Annotated in this window: 18 protein-coding genes; 9 read left to right on the top strand and 9 right to left on the bottom strand. The window is 59.8% G+C overall.

Features of this window, described 5'->3' with window-relative positions:
- Positions 1 to 69: 69 nt before the first annotated feature.
- The 4 genes from AC13QY_RS03095 to AC13QY_RS03080 form a co-directional block, all read right to left on the bottom strand.
- Positions 70 to 1,317 (bottom strand): ABC transporter substrate-binding protein, encoded by a 1,248-nt coding sequence (locus tag AC13QY_RS03095; protein WP_233788581.1) that lies wholly within the window; start codon positions 1,315 to 1,317, stop codon positions 70 to 72.
- Between the two features lie 197 nt (positions 1,318 to 1,514).
- Complete coding sequence (locus tag AC13QY_RS03090; protein WP_113350497.1) at positions 1,515 to 2,648, bottom strand: Gfo/Idh/MocA family protein; 1,134 nt, start codon at positions 2,646 to 2,648, stop codon at positions 1,515 to 1,517.
- Positions 2,649 to 2,658: 10 nt separating this feature from the next.
- Positions 2,659 to 3,588 carry a sugar phosphate isomerase/epimerase family protein gene (locus AC13QY_RS03085; RefSeq protein ID WP_113329764.1) on the bottom strand — a complete coding sequence of 310 codons (930 nt, stop codon included), beginning with the start codon at positions 3,586 to 3,588 and terminating at the stop codon, positions 2,659 to 2,661.
- A 245-nt stretch (positions 3,589 to 3,833) separates the two neighbouring features.
- Complete coding sequence (locus tag AC13QY_RS03080) at positions 3,834 to 4,895, bottom strand: LacI family transcriptional regulator (protein WP_233788593.1); 1,062 nt, start codon at positions 4,893 to 4,895, stop codon at positions 3,834 to 3,836.
- Between the two features lie 233 nt (positions 4,896 to 5,128).
- Between AC13QY_RS03080 and AC13QY_RS03075 the strand changes: the two genes are divergently transcribed.
- Entirely contained in the window at positions 5,129 to 5,278 is a 150-nt protein-coding gene (locus tag AC13QY_RS03075; RefSeq protein WP_015342612.1) for a hypothetical protein, read from the top strand.
- A gap of 99 nt (positions 5,279 to 5,377) precedes the next feature.
- Here the strand turns inward: AC13QY_RS03075 and AC13QY_RS03070 are convergent, their stop codons facing one another.
- Together AC13QY_RS03070 and AC13QY_RS03065 are read right to left on the bottom strand one after the other, a co-directional pair.
- On the bottom strand, positions 5,378 to 6,169 hold the full coding sequence (locus AC13QY_RS03070; protein WP_113329762.1) for an HpcH/HpaI aldolase family protein: 792 nt from the start codon (positions 6,167 to 6,169) through the stop codon (positions 5,378 to 5,380).
- A gap of 335 nt (positions 6,170 to 6,504) precedes the next feature.
- Positions 6,505 to 6,903 carry a VOC family protein gene (locus AC13QY_RS03065; protein ID WP_113350499.1) on the bottom strand — a complete coding sequence of 133 codons (399 nt, stop codon included), beginning with the start codon at positions 6,901 to 6,903 and terminating at the stop codon, positions 6,505 to 6,507.
- Between the two features lie 101 nt (positions 6,904 to 7,004).
- Between AC13QY_RS03065 and AC13QY_RS03060 the strand changes: the two genes are divergently transcribed.
- Positions 7,005 to 7,715 carry a helix-turn-helix transcriptional regulator gene (locus tag AC13QY_RS03060; RefSeq protein ID WP_113350500.1) on the top strand — a complete coding sequence of 237 codons (711 nt, stop codon included), beginning with the start codon at positions 7,005 to 7,007 and terminating at the stop codon, positions 7,713 to 7,715.
- 42 nt (positions 7,716 to 7,757) lie between these two features.
- Here AC13QY_RS03060 and rhaI read toward each other — a convergent pair whose 3' ends face one another.
- A complete protein-coding gene (rhaI, locus tag AC13QY_RS03055; protein ID WP_488492719.1) occupies positions 7,758 to 9,050 on the bottom strand; it encodes an L-rhamnose catabolism isomerase in 1,293 nt (430 codons plus the stop codon).
- A 220-nt stretch (positions 9,051 to 9,270) separates the two neighbouring features.
- Entirely contained in the window at positions 9,271 to 11,367 is a 2,097-nt protein-coding gene (locus AC13QY_RS03050; protein WP_113350502.1) for a bifunctional rhamnulose-1-phosphate aldolase/short-chain dehydrogenase, read from the bottom strand.
- Positions 11,368 to 11,574: 207 nt separating this feature from the next.
- Here AC13QY_RS03050 and AC13QY_RS03045 point away from each other — a divergent pair, with 207 nt between their 5' ends.
- From AC13QY_RS03045 to AC13QY_RS03015, 7 genes are all read left to right on the top strand, one after another.
- Positions 11,575 to 12,387, top strand: coding sequence for a DeoR/GlpR family DNA-binding transcription regulator (locus AC13QY_RS03045; RefSeq protein ID WP_113329757.1), 813 nt, complete (start codon positions 11,575 to 11,577; stop codon positions 12,385 to 12,387).
- Between the two features lie 53 nt (positions 12,388 to 12,440).
- Positions 12,441 to 13,436, top strand: coding sequence for a rhamnose ABC transporter substrate-binding protein (rhaS, locus tag AC13QY_RS03040; RefSeq protein WP_075853916.1), 996 nt, complete (start codon positions 12,441 to 12,443; stop codon positions 13,434 to 13,436).
- A gap of 73 nt (positions 13,437 to 13,509) precedes the next feature.
- On the top strand, positions 13,510 to 15,045 hold the full coding sequence (locus tag AC13QY_RS03035; RefSeq protein WP_113351025.1) for a sugar ABC transporter ATP-binding protein: 1,536 nt from the start codon (positions 13,510 to 13,512) through the stop codon (positions 15,043 to 15,045).
- 10 nt (positions 15,046 to 15,055) lie between these two features.
- Entirely contained in the window at positions 15,056 to 16,060 is a 1,005-nt protein-coding gene (locus tag AC13QY_RS03030) for an ABC transporter permease (protein ID WP_113350503.1), read from the top strand.
- Positions 16,057 to 17,073, top strand: coding sequence for an ABC transporter permease (locus tag AC13QY_RS03025; protein ID WP_113350504.1), 1,017 nt, complete (start codon positions 16,057 to 16,059; stop codon positions 17,071 to 17,073). Before AC13QY_RS03030 ends, AC13QY_RS03025 begins: the two co-directional genes overlap by 4 nt.
- The gene (gene rhaM / locus AC13QY_RS03020; protein WP_113350505.1) at positions 17,070 to 17,396 is read left to right on the top strand and encodes an L-rhamnose mutarotase; all 327 of its coding nucleotides are present in this window, start codon (positions 17,070 to 17,072) and stop codon (positions 17,394 to 17,396) included. Before AC13QY_RS03025 ends, rhaM begins: the two co-directional genes overlap by 4 nt.
- The gene (locus AC13QY_RS03015; protein ID WP_113350506.1) at positions 17,393 to 18,775 is read left to right on the top strand and encodes an FGGY-family carbohydrate kinase; all 1,383 of its coding nucleotides are present in this window, start codon (positions 17,393 to 17,395) and stop codon (positions 18,773 to 18,775) included. Before rhaM ends, AC13QY_RS03015 begins: the two co-directional genes overlap by 4 nt.
- Here the strand turns inward: AC13QY_RS03015 and AC13QY_RS03010 are convergent.
- Complete coding sequence (locus tag AC13QY_RS03010) at positions 18,772 to 19,596, bottom strand: aminoglycoside phosphotransferase family protein (protein WP_113389393.1); 825 nt, start codon at positions 19,594 to 19,596, stop codon at positions 18,772 to 18,774. The two genes, AC13QY_RS03015 and AC13QY_RS03010, sit on opposite strands and share 4 nt — an antisense overlap.
- Positions 19,597 to 19,722 lie beyond the last annotated feature (126 nt).

The raw sequence follows: 19,722 nt of genomic DNA, 5'->3' as shown, positions 1-19,722 counted from the left end.
CGCTCCTCCTCAGCATTCATGGAAACCGGCGGCAGGCTCACCTGCCGCCGCATGGATGTCGATCGAAGCTTACTTGGCCTGTTCGATGACCTGGGCAAACTGCGTGGCGAACTGGTCCGCCGTCATGCTGGGCGTCGTCCAGTATTGAGCAATGAGATCGCCTTCGGTCTGGACGATATCTTGAGGGGTCAGCACGTCGGGTGCCAGGATCTGGCGGCTCGGATCCTTGAGTGCGTTCAGGCCCTTCTGGGCGCAAGCGTCGAGCTTTGACGTATCGACGTCGAGACGCACGGGCACCGAACCCTTCTTGGAGTTGAAGGCAAGCTGGCCTTCCTTCGACATGATGACGGTAGCGAGCAGGGTCTGGGCGTCGGTCGCCGTCTTATCCTTGAGAACGGGGAAGACGAAAATGTCGCCGCCCATCATGAAGTTGGATTCGCCAGGTCCGAGGATGCAGCCGAAATCCTTGTCGGCGACGAGGCCGGCATGGATGAATTCACCCTTGGCCCAGTCGCCCATGAACTGGATGCCGGCCTTGCCGTCGATCAGCATGCCGGTCGCGACGTTCCAGTCGCGGTTCGGGCTGCCAGGGTCCTGATAGTTGCGGAGCTTGGCGAAGACTTCCGCCACATGCTTGAACTGGTCGGACTTGACGGCATCCGTGTCGAGATCCTTCCAGACTTTAGCATAGAGATCCTTCCCGCCCTCGCCGAGCAGGATGGCGTTGAACATCGACTGCAGCTGCCAAGGTTGACCGCCGACGGCAACCGGGATCAGGCCGGCAGCCTTGATCTTGTCGAGCGCGGCAAACATTTCATCCCAGGTCTTCGGCTCTTCCGTCACGCCGGCCTTGGTGAAAACGGCCTTGGAATAGAAGACCCAATTCTGGCCGTGATCGTTGATGGGAGCGCCATAGATATGATCCTGGAACTGGATGGCCTGATAGAAAGATGGTGTCAGAACCGATTTCCAATCCTGCTCCTTGGCGAGATCGTCGAGCGGCCGCAGCAGGCCCTGCTGGGCCAGTTCGTTCATCTGCGTGCCGGTGTTGAACTGCATGGCCGTCGGCGGATTGCCGCCGATGATGCGGTTGATGCCGATCGGACGAGCAGTCGAGCCGGAGCCGGCAATTGCGGTATCCACCCATTCGCCGCCTGCAGCGTTGAAGGCCTTGGCCAGCTCCTTCACGGCTGCGGCTTCACCGCCCGAAGTCCACCAATGCAGAACTTCGGCCTTCTTGCCTTCGGCCAGAGCGCCGGTCACGCTCGCCGCGACCAGCGCCGTAGCGCCGACCAATGCCATCATCAATTTGCGCATGCGTTCCTCCTCCTTTGAGGGCGTTCTTCAAACGCCTTTCCTCAGCCGCCGCCGTCTCCAGACACCGGATGCCGAATCTCCTGATCCTCCAAAACTGTGCGGCAGGGCCTCCGTTCCCTGCAGCACGTGAGCAATGCTTCCTCAGGCATTGCCCCTTCGTCAAGCCCGCAGTCCAAAAGGACCGCATTTTCTCAACTCTATAGCGCACTCAATGAGAAACGTCCCTCATTTATTGCGCGCGGTATTGGATCGGGCCGACCGCAACTACTGTGGATTGCAACCACAGAACGCGATTGCGCCGAACGCTCGAATGCCGTCATCACCTCAAGGGCGTGGAAAGCTAGTTCCGACGATACCCGATGCTGACGTCCCGAGCGAAGGGAATCCACCATCTCCGCCGCGCCCAATCCGCGCAGACCGAGATGACCTGGCACACCTTCCGTATAGGGGTGATCGACGGGGATCTCCCTCCACGCCTCATCGCCATCGCGAAATATCTCAACCTTGCCGCTGAAATTGTTTGGATCCGGCGTCACCATAGTACCTTCCGAACCGTAAAGCTCGATCTGATTGTGCTTGTGCTTGATAACATCAAAGCTGGTGGCAATGGTGACGGTCGCACCGCTATGGAACTCCATAACGCCCGTCAGATGGGTCGGCACCAGTACCTTAATCGTCTCGCCGCGACGCGGATCAGTCTTCACCGTGCGTTCGATGCGGGTGATCTTCGCAGTGCCAAAGATCTCGCGCACGGGGCCGAGCAAGGCGATGAGGTTCGTCACGTAGTACGGACCGACATCGAGCATCGGCCCGCCGCCGCGGCCGTAGAAGAAGTCTGGGTTGGGATGCCAATGCTCATGACCCGGCAACAGCAGCATGGCGGTGGCCGAAATCGTCTTGCCGATGCGCCCTTCATCGAGCAAGCGCCGTGTCAACTGGTGACCGCCGCCAAGGAAGGTGTCGGGAGCGCAACCGAGCCGCAGGTCTCCTGCCCGCGCGATGGCCATCAACTCCTCCGCCTCGCCCATGGAGACGCCAAGCGGCTTCTCCGAATAGACATGCTTGCCGGCAAGCAGCGCCTTCTTGCTGATGGCATAATGCGAGACCGGCGTCGTCAGGTTGATGATGAGACCGATTTCCGGATCGGAAAGCATCGTATCGAGCGCAACGGCCTCGATGCCAAACTGCTCGGCGAGCTTGCGGGCAGGCTCCTGATAAAGATCGTAAACAGACTTCACGCGAATGAAATCAAACATATGCAGGGTCGCAACATAGGTGGCGCTGATATTGCCGGCGCCGACAATGCCGACTTTCATGGGTTCGTTGCTCATTGGCTTGCCTCTAGGAAATGGTGATATCGAGTTCGGCGGCAGCGGCGCGCAGATAGCTCATGCCACGGCGCATCTCGTCATCGAATTCCGTCGTCGCTTCGCGGAAATGGGTCCAATGCGATGCACCCGGCGCGTCTTCCAGCTCCAGCGTGATCGGGCCGGAATAGCCGATGGTCTTGAGTGCCGCGAAAATCGCCTTCCAATCGATCTTGCCGCGCCCCGGGCGCCAATGGGCGTTGGTGTGCCCTTCATTATCGGAAAAATGCGTGTTGAAGATCCGATCGCCGAGCGCCAGCACGACGTAATGCGGCATGTCGCCGGCCGGAAAGAGATGGCTCGGGTCGAAGTTCAGGCCGAGATTGGCGGCACCGGTGCGCTCGATCAGCCGCAGCATGCCCTGACCGGAGCTGACCCAGCGATAAGGATGCGGCTCGATCGCGACCTTGAGACCCGCGGCGGCGGCAATCTCGCAAGCCCGGATAAAACCCTCCACGACGGCTTCATATTCACCCGTCCAATCCCATTGCGGTTCGACTGCCGCGCCCCACTCCTGCGAGATCGGCCGCTGCAGGATCGGCCTGACCTCGGACTGAAACGGATAGGGTGTCATGCTGGTAACGATCGGCGTGCCGATCGCGGCGGCGACTTCCATGCCGCGCCTGTAGCCATCGAGGTCAACTGTCGAGACGGCAGCATTTGCTGCGCGGCTGAAGGGTAGATTGAAGAAGAAGTTGGTGAGCACCAGCCCCTCTCCGTCTGCAATCTGCTTCAACTCGCGGATGGTTTCGCGCGTGTAGTAGCTCAACATGTCCACCGACCAGGCGGTGAGCTCAAATCCCTTGCAGCCTGTCGCAGCGAGCCGCCGCAACGGCGCTTGATACGGCGGGTTCCAATTGAAGGTCCAAATAGGCGATCCGAAAAAAAGCGATCCGTCGCTCACGTCATCCTCCCCTTACAATGCGTGAAGCCGCGCGCGGCGAGGCCTCCACGCCTGAACAATGTGCCTTGCCGATGAGCTTCCTCACTCGAAATCGGCAATTCGTAACGTTACGATTATGGAAAAGAGGAAGACTGTCAATCAGCGATTTTCTGGCCGACTAACGTTTCAATATTGCGCAATCTGCAAATTCGTAACGTTACGAATACCTTCTCGCCGCCTGCTCATCCTGCAAGCAGCAATATTTTTCAAGCGTGACGTGACTGGCTTTGATGATCGACGAAGGCGGCTTGGACGACTTCGCGCAGATCGGCCGGATTTTCGCCGGCGATTGCCCGATGCAGGAAGGCCGCCAATCGCTCGCCTATGGCATGGTTCGAATAGTGAAAGGTACTCAAAGGCGGGTTGAAGAAATCTGGCAGTGCGGTGCCGCCATAGGTAATCAGCGCGAAATCACTGCCGGCCTGCCGCCCGGCATCGCGCAAGCCGGCGAGGAAACCGAGAGCTGCCTCCTCGCTGGCAACGAAAGCGGCGGTCGCTGCGGGATTCTGCGCTGCTATGTGCTTTGCCATCTCGCGACCATTGTCGGGTGTCGCCGTGGTGAAATGGATGCCATCATCAGGCACATCGAGATGATGCTCGGCAAAAGTCCTGCGCCACCCTCTTACGAATTGCAGGCTGTAGGTGAATTGCTGGTTGGGCGCGATCAGCAGCGGCATATGGTGGCCGGCATCGAGCAGAAGGCGTGCAGCCTCTGCGCCGATCACTTCATGATCGAGATCGATGCTCGGATGAACGCTCAAGAGCTCCGTCCGCCCGAAGGTGACAAAAGGCATGCCGACTTCAAGCAGGTATTTGACGCGATCGTCCTGTGGTGTCGTATGCGTGATGATGACGCCGTCGACCGATCCCTCCTCGACGATATCGCGCACCGTCGCGAGTGGATCATCTGCCTGGAGCTGCGGGACGATTGTCGTTCGGTACCCTCGCGACTTCATATAGCGCGAAGCGCCTTCGATCAGCGAGGCAACGACAATGTTCATCTCGCCCTCACGCCCGAAAGGCAGCACGATGCCGATGGCGTGGGTTTTGCCGGTGCGCAGATTGATGCCACCGAGATTGGGACGATAGCCAAGCTCGCCCGCAACGCGCTTGACCAGTTCGATGGTCTCGCGATTGACCTCTGCGCCCTCCTTAAGGGCACGGCTGACCGTCGTGACCGAAAGACCGAGAGCCGTAGCAACGGTCCGCAAGGTCACGCGCTGACCTACTTCGCGACGCAAGCCGCGCCCCGCCGCCAATCCCTGCACCTTCGACAAATCATTCCGCTCCGCCATGTCGGAGCGAGAATGCCCGCAGGCGGGTGACGATGCAAGCGCAGGCTGCGATCAAAGTCGACAAGGGGGGAAGGTCGTGTTTGGGCTGTTATCCGATAGTATCACCCGACATCGGGGCACAACCTTGAGCATCTGTATTCAGCCCGCATTCAGAAAAGCAATTTTAAGATGCATATCGTTAGTCATTCTATCATTAGGGGAAACTCATGGACAAATACACCAAAACTGTTTTGACAATCATCGCCGTCGCGCTCGCGGCAATCGCCATCCAAAACACAATCACGCCGGCACAAGCGGTCGGTGGCGGCTGCGGTACCGAGACCTATCGGCCCTGCTATGTAAAGCTGGTGAACTAGAGCGGATCCAGATTTTAGGTTGAACAGACCTAAATCATCCGGCTCTAGCGCAACCACCGCTGCCCGTGGGATACCTCGGGCAGCTTTTATCTCAGCCGATTATGAATCAGCGCCTTTTCGCGCAGCCTGAATGGCCGTGCGGGCGCCGGCGCGCAGCTGCGCCGTTTCCGTGCCGGCGATAACCAGATCGAGGCCAAGCTTCAGATATTCCCCGGCGCGGGCGCCATCGCCGCCGAAGGCGCAAATGACCTTGCCGTGGGCGCGGCAGCGTGCCAGCACGGTTGCAAGCGCCTGATCGATCGCGGCGCTATCGGGTGCAAGACGGGCGCCGTTCGAAAGCGCGATCGAAAGATCGGACGGGCCAACAAAGATACCATCGATGCCGTCGACCGCGAGAATCTCGTCGATCGCATCGAGTGCCATGCGGGTTTCCACCATGGCGATGGTGGCGGTCAGGCTGTTGGCGCTCTGCAGATAATCTTCAGCTGGCAGGCCGAAATGATTGAGCGCCAGCGATGGCCCCCAGCTCCGCTCACCGAGCGGCGGATATTTCGTCGCTTGCACCAACGCGCGCGCATCATCGGCAGAATTGATCATCGGCGCGATAATCGCGGAGGCGCCCGCATCGAGAAGGCGCGAGGCAGAGGCAAAATCGCCGACGGGAATGCGGGCAATCGCCGGCTTGCCGGCCAGGCGCACATAGGCAATCCCGTTGGCGGCAGACTCCATGTTCCACATGCCATGCTGCATATCGAGCACGATGGTGTCGAAGTCTTCCTGCGCCAGATGATTGACGAGCATCGGATCGGGTATGCCGACCCAGCCGGAGATCATGCCGCCATTCTCGCGGCGTTTCAGGCGTCCGGTAAAACCGTTCATGTCAGTCGTCATCGTCTTTCCTCACCTATCAACAGCAGGGCTCTGCTTTTTGCCAGCCTCGACCGTCAAATCAAGGCGAGCCGTTGCAAGCGACAATACCCAATTCCCACTGTCGGGCCACTCGAAAGTGCACATGCGACTGAAGCAAATCGACGAAGCACGGCTGCGACCATCTTCGGTTGTCGTGCCGAAAGATGATTTCAAATCTGCCAGACGACCATGACAAATATGCAGTTATTTAGGTCGGTTGGTCACGCTCGCAAGACGCCAAGGCGTGACTGAAGACGAGAAATGCCGACAGGCAGACGGCATCGCCCAACCGCAGGATTTCGCCGGCGCCTTATCGCTCAACGTCCAGCAAAACGCTGCTTCGCAAAGTCCGTGACAGGCGTGTAGAGGCTGATGAGCGTACCCTCGGGATCGCGGATCTGCGCTGCCCGGTTGCCCCATGGCATCAGCTTCGGTTCGTGCACGACCTCCACCATGTCCTTTAGCTTTGCGAATTCGGCATCGACATCATCAACCTGGAATTCGATGATGATAGAGCGATTGGCGCAGGGCTCGGCACTGCCCTCCTTGAACAGAGCGACGGTCTCGACGCTCCCGATCGCAAGCGTCGCCGCGGGGGTGACGATCTCGGCAAAGACCGGTGCCAGCCACTCGGCCCGATGGCCGGTGACCATCTCATAAAAGCCGACCATTTTCCTGATGTCTGAGGCGATCAGACGCGTGGATGCCAGTTTCATCGCATACTCCTTCAAAAGGCCGGCCGAACATATCGTTGGCGCTCGAAGGCTCTTGTTGCATAAGGCTGTTGCCACCATACTGACAGCAGGAGTCAGCAGGAATGCGTCGCGCCGACCGTTTGTTTCAGATCATACAGATATTGCGCCGGTCGAGCCGGCCGGTGACCGCTGCCGCGCTGGCGGGTGAGCTCGAAGTCTCCAAACGCACGGTCTATCGCGACGTCGCCGATCTGATGGGCCAGCGCGTGCCGATCGAGGGTGAGGCCGGCTTCGGATATCTCCTCTCGCCCGGCTACGAAATGCCGCCGTTGATGCTGACACCGGAGGAGATCGAGGCTGTCGTCCTCGGAGCGCAATGGGTTGCAAGCCGCGCCGACAAGGCCCTTGCCAATGCCGCACGCGATGTGGTTGCCAAGATCACTGCCATCGTGCCCGAGCACCTGCGCCCCTTCATCCTCGAGCCGAGCGTCGGCGCCAAACCGCTTCTTCAGGAATCCGAAGAGGAAAACATCGACCTGCCAATGCTGCGGGCGGCAATCCGCGAAGGACGAAAACTTCGCCTGCGTTATCGGTCCGATGCGAGCGCGGAAAGCACAAGGATCGTCTGGCCCGTCATCCTTGGTTATTCCGACACGAGCCGCATTCTGGTGGCGTGGTGCGAGCTACGTGGAGGCTTCCGGCATTTCCGCACGGAGCGAATTCTCGCGGTCGAGGTGCTCGACGAAAACTATGGCCTGCGGCCAGGCGAATTGCGGCGTCGCTGGTCCGCCTGGCGAGAGGCCGAACTCCAGCAATTGGGGCAGGCGCGATAGGCATCGGGTGCCGGCGCCATTTTGTGCCGGCACCCGATAATCTCAGATAATACCGCCGCCGCCGGCAACGGAAGCCGGACGCTCTCCGGCAACCTTGCGGCGATAACCGCTCGCCCTGTAGGTGGCGACCGGATCGATGGCACCGCCAGCGCGGCGGCGAGCTTCGGCCAGGATCGGTTCGACATCGGCGCGATAGGCGCGTTTCAGCGTTTCCGATGCCATCAGCGCGTCATTCGCGTCCTGATACTCGCTAAGTGCATCGCGATCGACGATCAGCGCCTGCGCGTAGGCGCGGCGGATCTCGTTGGCGCTGGAAATCAAGCTCTCGATCGGATCGGTCACGTTATGCGACTGGTCGATCATATGCGCCGGATTGAAGTCGTTCACTCCGCGCCGTTCCGCATCGACCAGCTCGTTGAAGACGAGGAACAGGCGGTAGGGCTCGATGGCACCGGCATCGAGATCGTCGTCACCATACTTGGAATCGTTGAAGTGGAAGCCACCGAGCTTGCCGAACTGGATGAGGCGCGCGACGATCATCTCGATATTGGTATTCGGCGCGTGATGGCCGAGATCGACAAGGCAATGCGCTTTGGGGCCGAGCGTCTGCGCGATCAGATAGTTGGTGCCCCAGTCCTGCACGACCGTCGAATAGAAGGCCGGCTCGTATATCTTGTGCTCGGAAAACAGTCGCCAGTCATCTGGCAACGCCTTGTAGATATCGGCCATGGCGGCGAGATAGCGCTCGAAGGCCTTGGTGAAATTCGTCTGGCCGGGGAAGTTGGAGCCGTCGCCGATCCATACCGTCAGCGCCTTCGAGCCGATCGCCTTGCCGATTTCGATGCATTCGATGTTGTGCTCGACAGCTTGGGCGCGGGTCGCCGCATCGACATGGCTCAGCGAACCGAATTTGTAGGAATGCGCCTGACCGGGCGCATCGGAGAAAGTGTTGGAGTTCATGGCGTCGAAGCCGAGGCCGAGTGCATCGCCTTTCGCCTTCAATTCCTTCGCATCGGCCTTGTCCCAGGGAATATGCAGCGAAACCCTTGGTGTTGCCCGCGTCAGCTGCTGAATGACGGCGCAATCGTCGAGCTTGTCGAAGATGCCGCGTGGCTCGCCGGTGCCGGGGAAACGGGCGAAGCGCGTGCCGCCGGTTCCGACACCCCAGGACGGGACCGCGACGAAGAATTCCGAAACTTTTTTTGTGACGGCTTCGATATCGACGCCGCGGCGGGCGAGCGTGGCGCCCAGCGCCTCATAATCGGATTTCAATGCGGCGGCGCGCTTGTCGTTTTCTGCGGCGACCAGATCGGGCGCGATCCTGTATTCGGCCATTCTTTCCTCCCAATGCGTTATTCGAAATATCGGCGTTTCGATCAGCTTATTCCCTCTTCTCCCCCGCGGGGAGAAGATGCCCAACGGGCAGATGAGGGGATAAGGAGCGGAGCGACGACCATCTTGAGCGTGAGCGAAAGATAGAACTGCATCTGCCGCGCCCCCTCATCCGGCCCTTTGGGCCACCTTCTCCCCAGTGGGGAGAAGGAAGTGCGGCCAACTACCGCGTAAAGCTCTGCGCGTTGCCGGCGTCGACGTTGATGATATTACCCGTCGACTTGGCGGAAAGATCCGATGCCAGGAAGTAGATCGCCTCGGCAATGTCCTCGGGGAAAACATTGAGCTTCAGCATCGAGCGCTTGCGGTAATGTTCCTCCAGCTCGTCCACCTCAATCTTCGAGGAAGCAGCGCGCTGCTCGCGCCACTCGCCGTTCCAGATCTTCGAGCCGCGCAGCACGGCGTCGGGATTGACCGTGTTCACACGAATGCCGGCTTCCGCACCTTCCAGAGCCAGGCAGCGGGCGAGATGAATCTCGGCGGCTTTTGCCGTGCAGTAGGCAGCGGCATTCGGCGAGGACGCCAAACCGTTCTTCGACGCGACGAAAACGACATTGCCCCCCAGGTTCTGACGGCGGAACAGCCGGAAGGCTTCGCGCGAGACGAGGAAATAACCGGTCGCGAGGATATCGATATTGCGGTTCCACATCGAAAGCTCGGTGCTTTCGATCGGCGCGGACGAAGCAATGCCTGCATTCGAGACCAGAATGTCGATACCGCCGAATTCGACGCAAGCCTCAGCGAAGGAGGATATAACGGCATCCTCCTTCGTCACGTCGAGCTTAACGCTGCGCACGGCATCCGCACCGTATCTCTTGGCAAAATCGGCTTGGGTATCTTCAAGTGCCGACTGGTCGATATCAGCCAAAACGACGCAGGCGCCCTCGCCTACCAGCCGGGCGGCCGTGGCGCGACCGATGCCACCGGCGCCACCGGTCACGAAGGCAACGCGGCCGGCGAGGCTTTTCGGCTTCGGCATACGCTGCAGCTTTGCCTCTTCCAGCAGCCAATATTCGATATCGAAGGCTTCCTGCTCAGGCAGGCCTTGATATTCGGAAACCGTGGAGGCGCCACGCATGACGTTGATGGCGTTGACGTAGAACTCGCCAGCAATACGGGCAGTCGCCTTGTCGCGGGCAAAGGACAGCATGCCGACGCCGGGCACGAGAAAGATCACCGGGTTCGGATCGCGCATGGCCGGCGAATTGTCATGCTTGCAATCATTGTAATAGCGTGCGTAGTCGGCGCGGTAATCTTCCAATGCCTTGTCGAGGCCGGCGATGACGGCATCGACATCAGGCTTGGCCGGATCGAAATCGACGATCAGTGGCCGGATCTTGGTGCGCAGGAAGTGATCCGGGCAGCTGGTGCCGAGCGCGCCAAGCGGGCGAAGGTTTTTTGAGTTGACGAATTCGAGCACGGCATCCTGGTCGTCGAAATCGCCGAGCTTGCGCTCGGCCTTGCCGATGCGGCCGCGGATCTCAGGCATTAGCCGGGCGGCGATCGCACGACGCTCCGCCTGCGGCAGGCTCTGGGTGATGGCACCGCCGAAAATCGTCTTGCCTTCGGTCTTGGCTGCGAACCATTCGATCGCCTTGTTGATGATCGCGAGCGTCAGCTCGTAGCATTCCTTGGCGTCGTTGGCCCAGGTGAAGAGGCCATGGCTTTCGAGAACAACACCCTTGGCATTCGGATGCGCCTTGACGAAGGCTTCGAGATCAAGGCCGAGCTGGAAGCCCGGACGGCGCCAGGGCAGCCAGCCGATCTCGTCGCCGAAGATTTCGCGCGTCAGCTCGCGCGAGTTCTTCGAGGCGGCGATGGCAATGATGGCATCCGGATGCATGTGGTCGACATGGGTGAACGGCACGAAGCCATGCAGCGGCGTATCGATCGAAGCGGCACGGGCGTTGAGGTTGAAAGTGCAATGCGGCAGGAAGCCGACCATGCGATCCTCGTCTGCAACGCCCTGATAGATGTTCTTCAGGCTGTCCAGCTTGTCCTGATAAAGCGTGGCGAAACCGTCAAGCTTGATGGTGCCGACATCGCCGCCGGAGCCTTTGACCCAGAGCACCCTAACCTTCTCGCCGGAGAGCGGATCGGTTTCCATGACCTTGGCCGACGTGTTGCCGCCACCATAGTTGGTGATACGCTTATCGGCACCGAGCAGATTCGACCGATAAAGCAGCTTGCCAGGCTCATCGAGCCCATCAGCATGTGCATCATCCCAACGGTTTTCCAGAAGCTGAACGCCAGCCGCCATGTCATCCTCCCTTGAAATCAAGTCTTTCGGGCAGATCGGATCATGATGGAACCGCCCTTTGTGAGCAGGGTATCGCTCACGTATAGTCGCCTTGTCAATCGAAAACGATCAAATTCGATAATGTTGCGATGCAATATGAAAGTTTATGATCGTTTATGATTGACACATTGTCATATTTGCGAAATAACCGCCGACAAGGAGGAGCCAATGCACGAACGCGAACGCCATCGCATTATTCTGAGCGCCGTACAGGAAAAGTCTGTCGTGACGATTCAGGATATTTCCGAGCTGACCGAGGCTTCGGAAGCGACGATACGCCGTGATATCGCTGCCCTGCACGTACAGGGAAAGATCAGGCGTGTGCGCGGCGGAGCGGAATCGATCCATCCTCCGCAGCTCGGCAATCTGGCCGCGCGGCCGTTTCGTGTATCCGAAGCCGTCAACATCGATAGGAAACGCGCAATTGCGCGCAAGGCGGCCGAACTCTGCAATCCCGGCGACGCCATTATCATCAATGGCGGCACGACGACATTCCAGCTGGTTCACTATATCTCGGCCTTCCGGCTGCAGGTGATGACCAATTCCTTCGCGATCGCCGAACACCTGGTCAAGCATTCGAAGAATAACGTGACGGTGCCGGGCGGCGCGATCTATCGCGAACAAAGCCTGATCCTCTCGCCCTTCGACAACGATACGATCCGCAATTTCTATGCTCAGCGCATGTTCATCGGTGCGCAGGGCGTAGGCCCGCTGGGCGTCATGGAAGCCGACGCGCTGGTCATCCAGAGCGAGCAGAAGCTCATGCGCCAGGCCGACGAACTCGTCGTCATGGTGGATTCAAGCAAATTCCGCCAGCGCTCCAGCCTGATCCTTTGCCCGCTCGATCAGGTCTCGACCATCATCACCGACGACGGTGTTACCGCCGAAACCATGCGCATGATCGAGGATGCGGGCATTTCGCTCATTATTGCAAATGTTTCGGCTGAAGCCGAGGAGGAAGATTCCCCGTCGGTCGCATGAGACGCGCGGCTCAGGTGGGGTGAGCATGCCTATTAACTTTGGGAGGAAGTGACATGAATATTGCAAAGAAATTGGCGATCGGCGTCGCGCTCGCCGCCACGCTTTTCGCCGGCGCGGCCAGTGCAAAGGACATCAAGATCGGCCTCGTGGTGAAGTCGCTGGGCAACGGCTTCTTTGAAGCCGCCAACAAGGGCGCACAGGAAGCAGCCAAGGATCTCGGCGGCGTGCAGGTGATCTACACCGGCCCGACCTCGACCACGGCCGAAGGCCAGATCGAAGTCATCAACTCGCTGATCGCCCAAGGGGTCGATGCCATCGCGATTTCCGCAAACGATCCCGACGCAGTTGTTCCGGCCCTGAAGAAGGCGGCACAGCGCGGCATCAAGGTGATCTCCTGGGATTCCGGCGTCGCCAAGGCTGGCCGTATCCTGCAGCTGAACCCCTCGTCCAACGAACTGATCGGCAAGATGTGCCTGACGCTCGCCAAGGATCACCTCGACGGCGGCAAGGGCAATTTCGCCATCCTGTCGGCCACGACGACGTCGACGAACCAGAACATCTGGATCGGCGAGATGAAGAAGCAGCTGAAGGATTTCCCCGGCCTCAACCTGGTCACGACCGTTTATGGCGACGATCTCTCCGACAAGAGCTATCGTGAAGCCCAGGGCCTGTTGACCTCGCATCCCGAAGTCAAGGTCATCGTCGCTCCGACGACCGTCGGCGTGCTCGCCGCTTCGCAGGCCGTCAAGGATGCCGGCAAGATCGGCCAGGTCTATGTCACCGGTCTCGGCCTGCCGTCCGAAATGGCCGGCGCCATCAAGTCCGGCGCGACGAAGGAATTTGCGATCTGGAATCCGATCGATCTCGGCTATTCCGCAACGCAGATCGCCTATCGCCTCGTCAAGGGCGAGACCGACGGCAAGCCGGGCAGCGAGATCAATGCCGGCCGCATGGGCAAGATCAAGGTTGGCGAAAACGGCGAAGCCGCCATGGCCGATCCGTTCGTCTACAATGCTTCGAACATCGATCAGTTCTCCAAGGTTTTCTGATCGAAAATCGAACTCGCAGCTCTCCGGCGGCATCAGCCGCCGGACCTGGTTTCATTGATCCGGTACATTGCTGATGACCACAGTCCTTCAACGCTCCATCGCGGACGCACCAGCCGCGAACAATCAGGCCATTCTGGAAATGCGCGGCATTTCCCAGATCTTTCCCGGCGTCAAGGCGCTGGATGGCGTCAGCATTTCGCTCTATCCCGGCAAGGTGACCGCCCTGATCGGTGAGAACGGCGCGGGCAAATCGACACTCGTCAAGATTCTCACGGGAATCTACCGCCCGAACGAGGGCGAGATCCTCGTCGATGGCAAGGCGATGGCCTTTGCGAATGCGCAGGCCGCTATCGATGCCGGCGTCACAGCTATTCATCAGGAAACCGTACTCTTCGACGAGCTGACTGTTGCCGAAAACATCTTCCTCGGCCATGCGCCGCGCACATCCTGGCGCACCATCGACTGGAAGAGGATGAACAGCCGATCGAAAGAGCTTCTCCAATCGCTGGAAAGCGCGATCGATCCGACAACCCGCTTGAAGGACCTCTCCATCGCGCAGCGCCATCTTGTGGCAATCGCACGCGCCTTGTCGATCGAGGCCCGCATCGTCATCATGGACGAACCCACCGCCGCTCTCTCCCGCAAGGAGATCGATGATCTCTTCCGCATCGTCGAGGGATTGAAGGCAAAGGGCAAGGCCATCCTGTTCATCAGCCACAAGTTCGACGAACTCTACGAGATCGCCGACAATTTCGTCGTCTTCCGCGACGGCCGGGCCGTCGGCCACGGCAAATTGAAGTTGACACCACAGGATGAGATCGTCCGTATGATGGTCGGCCGCGATGTCAAGGACGCTTTCCCGAAAGTGCCTGTGACGATCGGTGCAACCGTTCTCGAAGTCGACAAATACTGTCACCGCACCGAATTCCGCGATATTTCCTTCAAGCTTCGGCGCGGCGAGATCCTCGGCGTCTATGGCTTGATCGGCGCCGGACGTTCCGAGCTTTGCCAATCGCTCTTCGGCATTACCAAACCGCTGTCCGGACGCCTGACGCTCGACGGACAGGAAATCCAAGTGCGATCGCCGCAGGATGCCATTCGCGCGGGGATCGTGTATGTGCCCGAAGAGCGCGGTCGCCACGGCCTGGCACTGCCGATGCCGATCTATCAGAATATGTCGCTGCCTTCACTCGGGCGCACCTCGCGCAAGGGCTTCCTGAAGGCAGCCAACGAATTCGCTCTCGCCCGCAAATATGCCGAGCGGCTCGATCTGCGCGCTGCCGCACTTTCCGTGCCCGTCGGCACGCTGTCTGGCGGCAATCAGCAGAAGGTGGTCATCGGCAAGTGGCTGGCGACGCAGCCGAAGATCATCATTCTGGACGAGCCTACCAAGGGTATCGACATCGGCTCAAAGGCCGCCGTCCATGGTTTCATCAGCGAATTGGCGGCTGAAGGTCTCAGCATCATCATGATCTCCTCCGAACTGCCCGAGATCCTCGGCATGTCGGATCGTGTGCTGGTCATGAAGGAAGGCCTGTCCGCTGGCCTTTTCGAGCGCGAGGGGCTCACGCCGGAAACCTTGGTGCGCGCCGCCACTGGAAATGCATAGGGAGGACGGGATGCCACGCATCCTCAAAAAGCGCGAAACTCTGCTCGCCATTATCATCGTCGTGATGATCGCCGGCTTCGCGACGCGCGCAGCCGGCTTTGCCGAGCCCGCCAATCTCGCCAATATCTTCAATGACACATCGATCCTCATCATCCTCGCGCTCGCCCAGATGACGGTCATCCTGACAAAATCGATCGATTTGTCCGTTGCCGCCAATCTGGCGTTGACCGGCATGGCGGTTGCAATGCTGAACGCATCCTATCCCGATATTCCGCTGATCGCACTCGTCATTACGGCAATCCTGATGGGCGCGGCTCTCGGCGCCATCAATGGCTATCTCGTCTGGGCGCTGGAAATCCCGCCGATCGTCGTCACGCTTGGCACCCTGACGATCTATCGCGGCATGGCATTCGTCCTATCGGGCGGCGCCTGGGTCAATGCGCATCAATTCACGCCGATTTTCCTGAACGTGCCGCGCACGCCGCTTCTCGGCCTGCCGGTGCTTGCCTGGATCGGTATCGCCATCGTTCTGATGATGTATCTGGTGCTGCGCTACACGCAGTTCGGCCGCTCGGCCTATGCCAGCGGCGGCAATCCGGTTGCCGCCGTCTATGCCGGTATCGATGTCGGCTGGACGCGCTTCCTCGCCTTCGTCCTCTCTGGTGCGCTCGCGGGACTGAGCGGCTACCTTTGGGTTTCGCGCTATGCGGTCGCCTATGTCGATATCGCCAATGGTTTCGAACTCGATAGCGTAGCCGCCTGCGTCATCGGCGGCATATCGATCGCCGGCGGTGTCGGTTCAGTCGCCGGCGCGGTCTTAGGCGCCCTCTTCCTCGGCGTCATCAAGAACGCACTTCCGGTCATCGGCATCTCGCCGTTCACGCAGATGGCGATTTCAGGCACCGTCATCATCCTTGCCGTCGTCTTCAACGCCCGGCGCGAACGCAACCGCGGCCGCATCATCCTGCGCGATCAAGCCGCAAAGGACACCGCCAGCCAGGGAGCACACGCATGAGCAACGGTTCGCAAGCGGCAACCGCGGAAAAGCGCGCCATTCCTGATCGCCTCGGCACGCCCTTCAAGCGCATCATGGCAAGCTGGGAAACACTGCTCTTCGGCGTCGCGGTCGCGATCTTCATCTTCAACTCGCTGGCCTCGCCCTATTTCCTCGATCCGTTCAATCTCTCGGACGCGACCTTCAACTTTACCGAAAAGGCGATGATCGCCTTTGCCATGGCGCTGCTCGTCATCGCGGGCGAAATCGACCTCTCGGTCGCAGCCATCATCGCGCTGGCGTCGACGGCGATGGGCGCTGCCGCGCAAATGGGCGTCGACACGGCCGGCCTCGTTGCGATCGGTATCGGCGTCGGCCTCGTCTGCGGCATCTTCAACGGATTCCTCGTTTCCGTGCTGAAGCTGCCGTCAATCGTCGTCACCATCGGCACGATGAGCCTGTTTCGCGGCATTTCCTATATCGTTCTCGGCGACCAGGCCTATGGCAACTATCCGGATAGTTTCGCCTATTTCGGCCAGGGCTATGTCGTCTGGGTCTTCTCGTTCGAATTCGTGCTCTTCATCGTGCTGGCGATCGCCTTTGCCATCCTGCTGCATGCGACGAATTTCGGCCGGCAGGTCTATACGATCGGCAACAATGATTTTGCTGCGCGCTTCTCGGGCATTCCAGTCGAGCGGGTCAAATTCATCCTGTTTCTCCTAACCGGCATCATGAGCGGTATCGCCGCCGTCTGCCTCACCTCGCGCCTCGGCTCGACGCGCCCCTCGATCGCGCTGGGATGGGAACTGGAGGTGGTGACCATGGTCGTGCTCGGCGGCGTATCGATCCTCGGCGGCTCGGGGACGATCGGCGGCGTCGTCATCGCTGCTTTCGTCATGGGCTTGGTCACCTTCGGCCTTGGCCTGCTGAATGTTCCCGGCATTGTCATGTCGATTTTCATCGGCCTCCTCCTCATCATCACCATCGCGCTGCCGATCGTGGCAAAGCGCATCAAGACCATGAGCTCCAAATGACCGCTGCTCACGAACGCCACGCCTTCAAGATGACGCTCAATCCAGGCATGGAAGCAGAATACCGCAAGAGACATGATGAAATCTGGCCTGAGCTGGTGGATCTGCTGCATCAGGCAGGTGTCAGCGATTACTCCATCCATCTCGACCGCGAGACGAATACGCTTTTCGGCGTGCTGACCCGGCCGAAAGATCACACCATGGCCAGCCTGCCCGAACATCCCATCATGAAGAAATGGTGGGCACATATGGCGGACATCATGGCGACCAATCCCGATAACTCGCCCATCCAAAGCGATCTTGTCACGGTCTTTCATCTGCCATGAACAGCGAGACAGCCTACCGCCACATCGCCGTGATCGACATCGGCAAGACCAACGCCAAGGTCGTTGTGCTGGATGCCGGGACCGGAGCCGAGATTGCCGCCGTCAGGACTACAAACAGCGTCCTGAAGTCAGGTCCTTACCCGCATTACGATATCGAAAGCCTATGGCGCTTCATCATTGATGCGCTGAAGGGCTTTGCAGCCACGCCCGGCTTCGATGCCATATCAATCACGACGCACGGTGCTTCGGTGGTCCTGTTGGACGCCGGCGGCGATCTTGCCTTGCCGGTTCTCGATTACGAACACATCTATCCGCAAACCGTTCAGGAAGCCTATGGGCAAGTGCGTCCGGCTTTTGCCGAAACCTTTTCGCCGCGGCTATCCGGTGGCCTGAATGCTGGCGCGCAGATCCACTATCAGCAAAGCGCCTTCCCCGCTGATTTTGCCCGCGTCGCAACGATCCTGACCTATCCGCAATATTGGGCGTTTCGCCTGACCGGCGTCGCGGCCAACGAGATGACGTCTCTTGGCTGCCATACCGATCTCTGGAACCCGACGACCCAAAGCTATTCGTCCCTGGTTGACACGCTTGGCATTCGTGCCTTGATGGCGCCGGTCCGTTCGGCATTCGACGCCCTAGGCCCGGTGCTACCAGCACTTGCCGCCGATATCAGTCTCTCGTCGCCTGTCCCTGTCTATTGCGGCATTCATGATTCCAACGCCTCGCTGCTGCCGCATCTTGTCGAGAATGAAGCGCCTTTTGCCGTCGTCTCGACGGGGACATGGGTTATCAGTTTTGGCGTCGGCGGCGATCTCGATCATCTCGATCCCGCCCGCGATACCCTTGCCAATGTCGATGCCTATGGCCGCGCCGTGCCGTCTTCCCGCTTCATGGGCGGCCGCGAGTTCGAGATTCTGGCAGCGGAAATCGGTATTGCATCCCATGAAGCAATCGAAGCCGCGTTGGAACGGGTGATCGAGAAAGGCCTCATGCTACTGCCCAATGTAGTCGAGGGCTCTGGTCCGTTTCCGGGCAGGAAAATGCGTTGGATCGGCAGTGCGACCAATTCCGCCGAACGCCTTGCCGCCGTCAGCGTCTATCTCGCGCTGATGACGGAAGCCTGCCTCGATCTGATCGGCGCTAAAGGACCAATCTTCGTCGAAGGTCCCTTTGCGTTCAATCGCGCCTACCTCATCGCCCTCTCTGCCTTGACGAGCACCGATGTCATCGCACTAGCCGGCTCAACGGGCACCAGCCAGGGTGCCGCCTTGCTGACGGGGATAAGACCCATCAGTGCCGCGGCCAGCTCCTCCACTCGCACCGAACTGCCGGGGTTGGCGCGCTATCGGCAGTCCTGGCGCGGGACCCTGATCTCCTAATCTTCGGTTCTGGCGAGTTCTGCCGCCGCGATTTCGGCAACGCGCAACGCTGCTTCGACGTGTTCATCCTCGCCATCTTCGATCAGCCAACCTGCCGAAAGGCCGGCCCAGGCAATGATCCATTGCAACAGGCGTCCGCGCTCCATTCCCGCCGCCTCGGCAACGACCGTTACTTGCCGGGCAAGACGGCCGGGAGATGTGGCGACGGCATTATCGGGATTGCAGAAGAGATTGGCGTAGTCAAAGCCGCGCTCGCCCACCAGGCCCTTGGGATCGATCGCAAGCCAGCCACGCTCCGCGAAATCGAGGATATTGCCGTGATGAATGTCCCCATGCAGGGCGACGACATCGCGGGGCTCCGCCAACAGCATGCGCGCGACAACCGCGGACTGGACGAAGATACCGCCTTCACAATGAGCCATGGTTTCGAGCGAACGAAAGCGGTGGACAAGCGGAACCAATTGCGGCAAGGCGCCGCCGCGAGAGGCGTGGAGCCCGGCGACGGCCTTGCAGATGATCCGGCTTGCCTGGTCGTCCTCACCATTCCTTGCCATCTCGGCAAGTGAGCGGCTGCCTATTGCCCGTTCGAGCAGGATAGCATCGTCCTGATGCTCGAGAACGCGCGCAGCACCAATGCCATTCCACCAGACCATAAGCTCGGCCCCCGATTTCTCCTCCGGTGCGTCGGCGATCTTCAGCATCGCCGGCTCGCCATCACGACGCACGGGAAAAAGCCGGCTGGAATGCGTCACGATCGGGGTACCGTCGGGAATCAGCCGCCAGAGGTCAAAATAGACCTTCGAATCGTCATTGTCGTTCACGCGATACTGATCTCCTTGGCCCGGGCCGCACCATGACAGACGCCGCGGCTTATGTGGATCCGCCGCATGCAGATTTCCACTTTCAGATCCACCTCGCTTTGCCGCCCTATTACCTAGGCCCTTGCG

The sequence above is a fragment of the Martinezella sp. CNPSo 3795 genome (assembly GCF_057784475.1).
This window is presented reverse-complemented; position numbering and strand designations above follow the sequence as displayed.